Below are 9,604 nucleotides of genomic sequence, written 5' to 3' on the forward strand. Positions count from 1 at the left end.
GATCATCTAGCCCAGGTTCGAATCCTGGTCCCGCAGCCAATCTGTGGCCCTATCGTCTAGCGGTCGAGGACACCACCCTCTCAAGGTGGAGACACGGGTTCGAGTCCCGTTAGGGCTACCAGAAAAATCAAGGCTTCCGGGGTTGGAAGCCTTTACCATACAGCAATTTTACTGCAAAATTACTGCAATTGAGACAAAACTGCTTTCAGCCGCTCGACGGCTTTCTTTTTTCCTTCCATAGTGCTGTGGCAGTAAAGGTCAAGAGTTGTAGAGGTTCTGGTATGGCCCAGCAGGTCCCGCAGGTTCTCCGGGTTTTCTCCTTCCTGAATCAAGATTGTGGCAACGGTATGCCGCAGGTCATGCACTCGGACGTGTTTCAGCCCTGCCTTTTTTAAAATGGCCTTATGCCGCCGGTCAAAAGTTCTTGGGTCAATTGGCTTTCCGTTCTCCTGGGCAAATACCAGGTTGTTGTCCTGATATGCCTGGCCGAAGAACAGCCGCTCTTCGGCCTGCTTCTTTTTCAGCCGTCTCAGCTCCTGGATTACTTCCGGCAGGAGAGGAATTAGCCTCTTGCTGCTTTCGGTTTTAGGGTCGGTCATTTCCAGCCGTGTTCTGCCTTCCTCAACGTACCGGACACGGGTAAGGGATTTCTTCACGGTAAGCGTACCTTTGGCGAAGTCTATGCAGTCCCAGGTTAAGGCAAGCAGTTCTCCACGCCTTAATCCGGTCGTAAGCTCAAGCAGGAAGGCAGGATACAGCCGGTCGTTTCTGGCCGCTTCCAGGTAGCGGTCTACTTCTTCCGGGCTTAAGACAGCCATTTCCTTGCGCTTGATTGACGGCCTCACGGTGTATTCCGCCGGATTGTTCGGAATCAACCTTTCCCGGACGGCCTGCTTCAGCGCGCCGTTCAATATCTGGTGGATTCGGTGAATCATCCAGGCGGATAGGGTTTCTGCCTTTTGGTTGTAGAAGTCCTGTATCATGTGGGTTTTCAGTGATTGTAAGGGGATATGGCCTATTGCCGGAATGATATGCAGCCTTAGTGCGTCATGGTAGTTAGAATAACTGGTCGGCCTTACCTTCGGCTTGACGTATGTTTCCAGGTAACGGGCCACCCATTCGGCAACGGTGATTCTGTCCGGCTCCACAAACTGGCCGGTGTTCTTTTCGTGCTGGACCTTCGCCAGCCAGTCCTGGGCCTCTTTGCGGGTCTCAAAATATTTCGTGATTCGTTTCAGCTTGCCTTCATGGTCATAGCCGATAGACGCCTGGGCCATCCATTTGCCGGTCTTTTTGTGCCTGACAATGGTTCCTTCCCCGTGCCCACGCTTAGCCATTCTCCTTCCCTCCTTCCAGAATTTCCAGCGCCGCGCTAACCGCCTTCTGCACCTTCTCGCTTCCCGGATACCAGCCGGCAATACGCTTTAGCTGCCGGACCGCCTTCCTCTCCACCTGCGCCGTCGGTGGCTCCTTTGGTTGCTTCCGGTGTAGTTCCGCGATAAGGCGCTGCTTTTCTTCTTCCGGCAGCTTAAGCCTCCGTAAAACCGCCTCTGCCGCCTCTACGGTCGGACCCAGGTAGTAACTCTCCTGCCTCAGTTTTCCGTTTTCGCGCCAGCCTTTGCGCAGGTACGGCTGGTACTTTTTCTTGATGGGTGTCCAGACGATATATATCGCCCATCCCTCCTTATGCTGTAGGATAATACAATGGTAGCATAACAACAAAAAACAGTCAACCGTCCCGGCATAGGTGTTCGCCCTGCGCCTATCCGGCTCATAAGGCCGGGAGAGTTTTATATTTGGCGCACAAGAGGAGAAAGAACCTCCGGCAAGGGTTTTATACCTGCCAGCAGGAAAACGCCCTTCCTGCGCCATCCCACGCTTTACTATGTGGCCCGCAAACAAGTTTTGCGGGAAATGGCAAACTTGCCGGAATCCGCAAAAGCCGTTTTGCTCCCACCTATGTGGCCCGCAAACCCATCCGGACCGTTGCTTTGTGGTAAACTAAAAGTATGGATATGGAAACGAGACCGGTTGTCTGTCCCTTCTGCGGCGCAGCAATGCTTCAGCAAAACCTGCCGGGAAGCAGGGACGTTTTCTACGAGTGCCCTGTCTGCCAGGCTGAGCTTTGGCCTTACGATGGGAACCTGAAAAAGGAAGTCTACCACCTGATGTCCTCAACCCCTGCCAGGAAAAAGAAAGGGAGCAGAGGACGGCGGCGCAGCAGGTTCAAGACAACAAAAAAGCCAAAGTTTACGCCTTGGTATCGGTGGGTTTAAAGGGGAACTTTTTCTGAAAGTCATACTTTCGGGCACCCGGTCCACACACCACTACACGGTTCATTTTCAGCCACCTTCCTTTCAAGTAATTCCCGACACCTGCTTCTCCATCTTAAATAAAGCCCGGCAATATCACCGGGGACCCCGACATCGATGAGTTTTTCAAGGGTCTGCCTGCTGATGGTTTTGGGGTTTCCCACCTCAATGGCGTTTAGGACATTGTAGCTAAGCCCGCTAATAATCGCCAGTTCCCGGCGGGACAGTCCTTTCCGCTGCCGCCAAATCCGGAGCGGGTTCTCACCCGTAGCGAGCATCTCCGCCTTGATGTCGGCAATCTCCTTTTTGACGCCTTCTTCCTCACGACGTTCCCGGTAGTCAGGATTTGGTTCCAAGAGCAGCCCTCCTTTCAACTCAACACCTTCATCATCATCCCAGAGTGGGGAACCAGTTCGGAACTGGTGGTCCACCGGTGGGGTACTTTTGAATGGGTTAGTCATTTTTCTTCGTGTACCGCTCAAAAGGCCACCGGAAAACCATAACCCGACCGGTTCTCACGTCTACTTGGACAATCGCCGGTGCAGTCAAACCCCACCGCCTGGGGTAAAACGAGAAGTCGGCGGGGGTGATAACCTGTTTCGGCCTAACCTTTGCCACCGCCTGGCCGCCCCGGGCCTTCTTCTTCTCCCGGACATCCTCTCGAAAAAGCTGATTGATGTCCTCCGCCTCTTTCATAACAGCATTTCCCTGCCCTTTCCGCCCGGCGCTTTATCTCCTCCAGCACGTCAGGCAGTATCTCGCCAATGTGCTTTGGGGCTCGCTGCTCTGCCTGCCGCTGCCGCAAGACAGCCTTGCCGCGCTTAATCGCTTTTGTCCACAAGGCAGGGTCCTTCGCCAGCAGGCCGGTCAGCTCCTGCGGGGTGAAGTACAGCGTGGCCTTGTTCAGCCGCACCCGAATCAGGGCCACCTCAACCACGCTCCTCGTATGCCTTGAACAGCAGTTTCATTCCCTGCTCCCACCTCAACAGCGCCGTTTTGAACCCCTCCAGGTCCAGCTCCTCGTAAGCCTCATTCAGCCGTTTTTCCCACCTGCTGCACATCTCCAGCAGGTCGGGACGGTGCTTTTCCGCCCAGGGGAGGGCCCCTTCTGGGTGGACGGCAGCCAGGCGCTTCAGGGCCTCTTCTGCCAGTCTGTCCATTTCTTTGCTCCGCTCAAGGTAGGGAACAACGGTTGCACCAAGCTCCCTCTTCGCCTTGTGCAGCAGTTTCAGGTCGTCTTCGCTTAAGTCCTTCAGCAGTTTGATTTCTTCTGTTGTGTACGAGACCATGCCTTCAGGCAGCCTGCCCTGGAAGCCCGGCTGGACCAGGGCAATGGTTTCCCCCAGCAGGTGGGAGTAAATTAAGACGTAACCCTGGCGCCGGAGGAGGACCCGGCCTTTTGCTGCTTCCTGGGCGGGGTCTTTTGGTGCCTTAATATCCGGGCTTATTTTCTTTTCCGAGCCGGAATGAAGGCAATCCGGGCACACGCGGTCCCTAGGGTGCGGTTCTTGCCGCTGGCGCAGGTACGCCAGGGCTTCGGCCTTGCGGGTCTTCAATGCCAGAAGCAGCGGCCTCGGGTCTTCGTCGCCCACCTTCAGCACCCGCCGGTAGCGGATGGTCTCTCCGTCCACCTCGAAACGGTAGCCCAGGGTCTCCAGCTTCTGAATCAGGGATGCGGCCATGAGTTCACCACCTCGCTCGCCATAACACTTCCGGCCCGTCTACGCATCAGCCTGTCGCCTTCCCCTGGCGATTATGGCCCGCAGTTCTTCTTCCGGAGAGGGAACAGGGATGGCGCGGTTGAAGATGGCTCGCAGGGTGCTCAGGCTGAAGCTGGGCACCGCGACCCGAACGTACTCTATGGCCTGCTCCTTTAAGTAGGGCAAGTCTACGGGGGATACCAGAAAGACTGTTCCGTTGTTGTCCTGCTTCAGCCCCACGACAACGTGGTTGCTCTCATCGTCCCCGCACGGAAGGCCGCTCAGGTAAATCTCTTCGCCGGGGCGCAGATTACCGTCAAAGCCGGCGCGAACCGCAGCCACCAGAGCACGCAGCACCACATTCGCGGTTTCTTCGCCCCAGCGCCAATGGGTCAGGGGCGTAAACCCCCGCCAAGTGTCAATCGGCCCCAGCACGTAAATGTGAAGCTCGTCATTCATGGCTATACCTCCCCAGCCTCCTCGTCTAGTTGAATATCTGGTACGAAAAAAACGAAGTTAACGAAATTATGCGCCACTACTAGATTTGCAGACCGCGAAGTATTACGAAAAAATTCCCTTCACATGACCCCCTCGTTCTCGGAAATATCCTCGCGGGAATAATTTCGTAATTCGTCGGAACCGGAATCGCTTGAGCCACGCAATTCTTCGTTTAATTCGTTTAATTCGTACCCCATATACACTTGCGTTTTGGCTGCCGCATACCCTTCCCTCGGTCGGCGGCCAGTTTTCTCTTTTTGGAATTGCACCAGACCGAATTCGAGCAGCGAACCCAGGGCACGGTTGATCTGGGCCGCGCTTCGGTTGCGGCCGAAGTGTTCATAAATCTCCGTCTTAGTTAGGCCGTTGGGCGCCGCCCGCAGTAGCCGCAGGATTTCGTCCGCCAATGGGTCACCCAGGGCGTCCCCAAAGATGAAGCGGGCCGAACGCTCGCAGTAGTCCCACAGAGCGAGGGCGGCCTGCAGGTGCTCGGCCCGCACCACGGGGGAAAGGTCGAGTAGTGCATAGATACAGGCCAGGCGCATGACGTGGGCCTCCGCACGGGCCAGGATGGCACCCAAAAGGCCCGGCTTGCCTTCCGAAAGGGCCGGATAGACCTTTCTCCACCAGGCTGCGGCCTCGGCGTCCCGCTTTAGCTCCCCCATATTCCGGCCAAACTCCACGGCCGCCGTTAGTCGCTTAACAAGGGGTGCAAAGTCCACGTCCCCAATGCGGCCGCCTTCCGGTAACAACTTCGACCGGCGCACACAGATCCACAGAAAGCGGTTACCAAAACCATTGCCGGCCTCGGTGGAATCCAGGAACCGCAGCAATTCCTGTTTAGTTATGTGGGCGATAATCGAGATGTGGGCCCCGGTAGCCGTTACAGGGTCGTTCTTGGTGAGGTTCCCCAGGTTTCCGCTGTCCCACGCTTCCCTAATCGCCGCCGATAAAGTGTTTCCCTCTCGGCCTAGGACCCGTAGCGTGGAGGCGAATTCAGGCTCATAGGCAAGCAGGCGTTTGTCTTTCACCCCAGGATCCACTATGAAGGTCTCGACCCCGACAAGCTCCTTCTTGCCGCCATACTCCTCGTAAATGGGCTGCTCTTTCTCGATAGGATCGCGGACGTGCCATTTCAAACCTTCGCCGCTGGCCAGTCCGGTCAAGACGCGCTTCTTTTCCCATTCCGGGTCCACCGCCCGGAAGATGCGCCGCACCTGTCCCAAGGAGGTTCCTTTGCGGGCCTTTGCGGTAGGGCCTACCAGACCCAGGAACTCATTCAGATAGTGCCGGTCGGCCTCAACCTCGAAGTAAGCTGTCCGGCCGATAATGTTGCCGTACATGACCTGAAACTGGCTCAACAGGGCCACAGGGTCGGCCTCGGTATGTGGTTCGACGGCCCGCACGAAGTCTCCGGCGAGACCATGAAAAGCTTCCGGTCTCGGTGGGTCAGGCCATGCCACTCGGGGCTGCCACTCGTCTTCGCCTTCTGCCGGGCCGTTCAGCGGTTTGTTTCGAGGCTTGCCCTTTGGGTCGGCTTTGGCCTTTACCGCCACCTGCAACGTCTTGGGCTTATTTCCGGCCGCCAAAAGATCGTCAATTCCCTTACCCTGCTCCAAAGGCCATGTCTCAACCATTATCTCAAACCCCTCCTTAACCAGGGCACCGGCAGCCCGGTGAAGGGCCCGTCTGACATGCTGGTTTACCTTCCAATCCGCGTCAAAGGCAAGTAGTACTTGCTTTGCGCCCAGGGCCTTCAAGGCAGGGATGACCGGCCGCCAGCAGGAAACGCCGGGAACGGAAATGGTGAGGATGCCGGAAAGGGTGGTGGCAATGTCAGCCTTAAGTTCACCTTCGGTAATTCGCACTATATCGCCAATGCTACCATCAAATATAGGATGATGAACCGGTGCGCCGGGGCCGGGCCCCCCGTGGTTTTTTGAACTAACGTAAACGTACTTACCGCGCTCTTCATCAGGGTTGTCGCTTCGCACTTTCAGGGCCACAATGCGGCCCTGGATATCCCGGCAAGGTATCACCAGGCCAGCGGGACCGGCCAGCGACCACCACTGCCGGCCACCCTCTTCCCTGATGTAGAACCCCGGGACCCGGGCCAGGGTCTCCGGATCGAAGGTGTCTAACAGCCTCCGGGCCAGTTCCGAACGCCCGCGCACTGGGAGGCTCCTGTACCCGCGCCTGTCTATCTCCTCGTCCGACAGGCCCCGCTTCCGCAGATTCTTGCGGTGCTCCGGACTCAGGGTCAGTTCGGCCAGCAGGCGGCAGTACACCTGGTGCAGGGTCTCCGCATCGGCCCGTTCGGACTCCTGCCGGGCCGGGAGTTCGGGCGGCGGGGTGCGGGGGCCATCGGTCAATTTGTAAAGCCAGTAGTCCATACCAGCTTTGTCTACTTTGTGCGTGCCCTGACCATTGTCAACGCGGCGGCAGACGGCCCAGGTGCCGTCGTCGGTGATGGAACACCAGTCGGGCTTGCCACAAATTAAGCAGGGCCGGGTGCGGGTTACTTCATACCACATTAAAACCCCTCCCAGCCGTTGCGCCACTTCAAATTACGGTAAGATTCGAATATAATGGACATAGAACATCAACTCCCATCCCACGCTCCCGGCCTACGCCGGGTTCCGTTTCCACATGCGTTTCCTACCTGCCCTGTTTGCCCATTTCGCGCTCCAGCCAGACCCGAAGGAGGTCCCTGTTCACAAGAAACTTCTTTCCCAGCCTGAGGGCCGGGAACCCCTGCCGATGTGCTAACCGAAGCACGGTGCGATAACCTACCCCGAGGAAACGCGCCGTTTCTTGTAAGTCCATGACCGCAGGCAGGTTTTCCCAATTCCGCTCTTGCATTTTCTTCCCCTCCTTGAAACTCCTTGAAACCGCTTGTTTTTGTTTGACATTTCTTAAATATCAGTGTAAAGTGATTACGAGAACTAAAACAGTACACAAAAACGGTTACATGAAGGTGGTTATATGCGCCCGGACGTGCAGACGGTGAATTACGTGTTGCCGGTGCAGGCAACGGTCTGGTTCAGGCTTGAATACGGGCTTGTCGAGGAAGACGGCATAACCTACATTGCAGCCACCGGAAGGCCGTTCGACATACAGAAAAACCTGTATCAGCCTCTTGCTCTCCCGCCAATCACGGAACAGCCCAAACGTCCCGAGGGATGGCAGCGGTGGCCTCATCTCCACCTGGCAAGGCTTGACGCAAAAAGCCCTGAAGGGGTATTAGGGTTTGTGAACAGGTGGGGTTTGCTGGGGCTTTGGAATGTGGAGGGCTATCGCGAATGGAGGCCCGCTGGGGAGGAATACAAGCCGTACCGCGTTAAAGGGATTAAGCTGCAGCATGACACATGGTTCAGTAAGCATTTCATCAGCCCGGCGCATGAGGGCTGCAGGTATAAGATGTACCGTGAGCCGCTTGAAGCGTTTATTGAAGCCGTGAAAGAGTTTCAGCATTTTGTTGCCCTGGCGAACGGTGAAAAGCCGGAAGGTTATCGTTACGCACCAAAAAAGCCGGAGGACCGGAAAAGCGAAGCGCAGGACATTTTGAACCGTTACCTGGCTGGTTGCAGGCCGGTTAGCTGGTACGTTGCAGCACCAGAACAGTGGAGCACATACTGGCAGGCACCGTCCTTGCTGCATTGTTGTTATCTGCTCACGTGGCTTGACCTGACCGGGCTGCGGCAGTACCGCCGCTGTCTGCACCGGCCCTGCGGGGGTTTTTTTATAGCAACCAGGCCGAATGCAGCTTACTGCTCTACCCGCTGTTACGAAAACGCGAAGAGATTGCGCAGCTACCACCGAAATCAGGGGCATAATATCAAAATAAAGGGGTGATAAAATGAGGGACAAAAAAGGAATACTGGCAAACCTTATTCTCGGCTTTCTAAACAAGGCAAAAGAGGTTCCCAAGACCAAACTTGCCAAGTTAATTTTATTTGCTGAAATAGAACACTTCCAGAGAACAGGGGACTCTATTACAGGACTTTATTTTGTCAGGATGAAAAATGGGCCCGTTGTAGCCTTTTTCGATGAAGTGTTAAAGGATGGCGAAGGAGAACTCTGGGACAAAAAAACAGCCTTGATACCGATTTACGAAGAGGGGAAGGAAAAATTTCAATACTGTTACGCCCCAAAGAGGAAGGCTGAGCTTTCAAAAGAAGTCCAGGAGACCGTTAACATAGTTTGTAAAAAGTATGGCCGGAAAACGGGCACGGAACTGTCCAGACTTTCTCATAACCTGCCTGCCTGGAAATATTCAGAACCAAATGAACCTATTTACGTTGCTGAGCTGGCCTGCAAAAGCGAAGAAGAATACTTCGCCCTTACAGATATGATAGAGGGTTTTGAGGATGATGAAGTCCTGGCGGAAAAGGTATCACGATCTTTACTTAAAACTGAGATCAGAATTTGATTCTCATGTTATTCAGTGGATTGCCGAGAAGGAGGAAATTATAGTTTCGGCCCCTCTTTCTTTTGGATTTCTCAAACATGAGCTTTCCGGCATTCGTAAGTTTAAAAGCGGCAAGCTCCGTATTTTATATGTTCTTTCTGAAGAGAAGCCAGATATTTGGGATGCACCCCCAAAAGAACCAGAGGTTATGTTCCTCTATGTAGATTTAAGAAAAGATGAAACCTATAGAGAGGCCCTGAAGCTTTTAAGGAAGCATGGGGTAGTGCAGTAATTACTCTATGCAAGGGAAACAAATTCAAAAGGCTTTGCCCTTTCAAGTAAGCATGGTCTTTACGACAATAAACCCGCAAACCCTTGCCGGACATAGCTTGGCGGGCACATCATTTTACAGCAATCTTACAGCAATGGAACGGAATTTTACTTACCAAAAGGGCATTTGTATGACATTTCCAATTCCTCAAAGCCTTGATATTACTGCATTTTACATTTATTGACTTCGGCGGCAGGATACGCCCTGTAACTCTCAAGGTGGAGGCACGGGTTCGAGTCCCGTTAGGGCTACCAGAAAAGAAAATATTTTAAGGTTCTGCCGCCTGACCGGCGGCTTTTTTGCACCTTGCGAATCAGAACGGGCAGGAGGCTGTTTTAAATCCTTAAACGGG

Annotated in this window: 13 protein-coding genes and 1 tRNA gene; 4 read left to right on the top strand and 10 right to left on the bottom strand. The window is 54.6% G+C overall.

Annotated elements, in window-relative coordinates; translation table 11 throughout:
* The first annotated feature begins 45 nt into the window (after nucleotides 1-45).
* Nucleotides 46-121 (top strand) — tRNA-Glu (locus HPY90_RS13550).
* 58 nt (nucleotides 122-179) lie between these two features.
* On the opposite strand, the gene HPY90_RS13555 is transcribed toward HPY90_RS13550, so the two are convergent.
* The 10 genes from HPY90_RS13555 to HPY90_RS13600 all read right to left on the bottom strand — a co-directional run bounded on the left by HPY90_RS13555 (nucleotide 180) and on the right by HPY90_RS13600 (nucleotide 7,372).
* Nucleotides 180-1,337, bottom strand: a complete 1,158-nt coding sequence (locus HPY90_RS13555; RefSeq protein WP_287195251.1) for a site-specific integrase — start codon at nucleotides 1,335-1,337, stop codon at nucleotides 180-182.
* Complete coding sequence (locus tag HPY90_RS13560; protein WP_287195252.1) at nucleotides 1,330-1,722, bottom strand: hypothetical protein; 393 nt, start codon at nucleotides 1,720-1,722, stop codon at nucleotides 1,330-1,332. Before HPY90_RS13560 ends, HPY90_RS13555 begins: the two co-directional genes overlap by 8 nt.
* A gap of 161 nt (nucleotides 1,723-1,883) precedes the next feature.
* Nucleotides 1,884-2,165, bottom strand: coding sequence for a hypothetical protein (locus HPY90_RS13565; RefSeq protein WP_287195254.1), 282 nt, complete (start codon nucleotides 2,163-2,165; stop codon nucleotides 1,884-1,886).
* A gap of 131 nt (nucleotides 2,166-2,296) precedes the next feature.
* On the bottom strand, nucleotides 2,297-2,668 hold the full coding sequence (locus HPY90_RS13570) for a helix-turn-helix domain-containing protein (RefSeq protein WP_287195256.1): 372 nt from the start codon (nucleotides 2,666-2,668) through the stop codon (nucleotides 2,297-2,299).
* A 97-nt stretch (nucleotides 2,669-2,765) separates the two neighbouring features.
* Entirely contained in the window at nucleotides 2,766-2,930 is a 165-nt protein-coding gene (locus tag HPY90_RS13575) for a hypothetical protein (RefSeq protein WP_287195258.1), read from the bottom strand.
* Nucleotides 2,917-3,240, bottom strand: coding sequence for a hypothetical protein (locus HPY90_RS13580; protein WP_287195260.1), 324 nt, complete (start codon nucleotides 3,238-3,240; stop codon nucleotides 2,917-2,919). Before HPY90_RS13580 ends, HPY90_RS13575 begins: the two co-directional genes overlap by 14 nt.
* Before the next feature lies 1 nt (nucleotide 3,241).
* Nucleotides 3,242-3,994, bottom strand: a complete 753-nt coding sequence (locus tag HPY90_RS13585) for a hypothetical protein (protein WP_287195262.1) — start codon at nucleotides 3,992-3,994, stop codon at nucleotides 3,242-3,244.
* Nucleotides 3,995-4,033: 39 nt separating this feature from the next.
* Complete coding sequence (locus HPY90_RS13590) at nucleotides 4,034-4,471, bottom strand: hypothetical protein (RefSeq protein WP_287195264.1); 438 nt, start codon at nucleotides 4,469-4,471, stop codon at nucleotides 4,034-4,036.
* 119 nt (nucleotides 4,472-4,590) lie between these two features.
* On the bottom strand, nucleotides 4,591-7,044 hold the full coding sequence (locus HPY90_RS13595) for a DUF3854 domain-containing protein (RefSeq protein WP_287195265.1): 2,454 nt from the start codon (nucleotides 7,042-7,044) through the stop codon (nucleotides 4,591-4,593).
* Nucleotides 7,045-7,168: 124 nt separating this feature from the next.
* Nucleotides 7,169-7,372 carry a helix-turn-helix domain-containing protein gene (locus HPY90_RS13600; protein ID WP_287195267.1) on the bottom strand — a complete coding sequence of 68 codons (204 nt, stop codon included), beginning with the start codon at nucleotides 7,370-7,372 and terminating at the stop codon, nucleotides 7,169-7,171.
* Nucleotides 7,373-7,495: 123 nt separating this feature from the next.
* Between HPY90_RS13600 and HPY90_RS13605 the strand changes: the two genes are divergently transcribed.
* From HPY90_RS13605 to HPY90_RS13615, 3 genes are read left to right on the top strand one after another with little or no spacing between them, the layout of a single operon-like run.
* The gene (locus HPY90_RS13605; protein WP_287195269.1) at nucleotides 7,496-8,365 is read left to right on the top strand and encodes a hypothetical protein; all 870 of its coding nucleotides are present in this window, start codon (nucleotides 7,496-7,498) and stop codon (nucleotides 8,363-8,365) included.
* A 4-nt stretch (nucleotides 8,366-8,369) separates the two neighbouring features.
* A complete protein-coding gene (locus tag HPY90_RS13610; protein ID WP_287195271.1) occupies nucleotides 8,370-8,942 on the top strand; it encodes a Panacea domain-containing protein in 573 nt (190 codons plus the stop codon).
* Complete coding sequence (locus tag HPY90_RS13615) at nucleotides 8,881-9,213, top strand: hypothetical protein (RefSeq protein WP_287195273.1); 333 nt, start codon at nucleotides 8,881-8,883, stop codon at nucleotides 9,211-9,213. The genes HPY90_RS13610 and HPY90_RS13615 overlap by 62 nt, the downstream gene beginning before the upstream one ends.
* Nucleotides 9,214-9,604: the final 391 nt, after the last annotated feature.

Origin of the sequence: Syntrophothermus sp., assembly GCF_013314835.1 — a bacterium.
GTDB classification, from domain to species: Bacteria; Bacillota; Syntrophomonadia; order Syntrophomonadales; family Syntrophothermaceae; genus Syntrophothermus; species Syntrophothermus lipocalidus.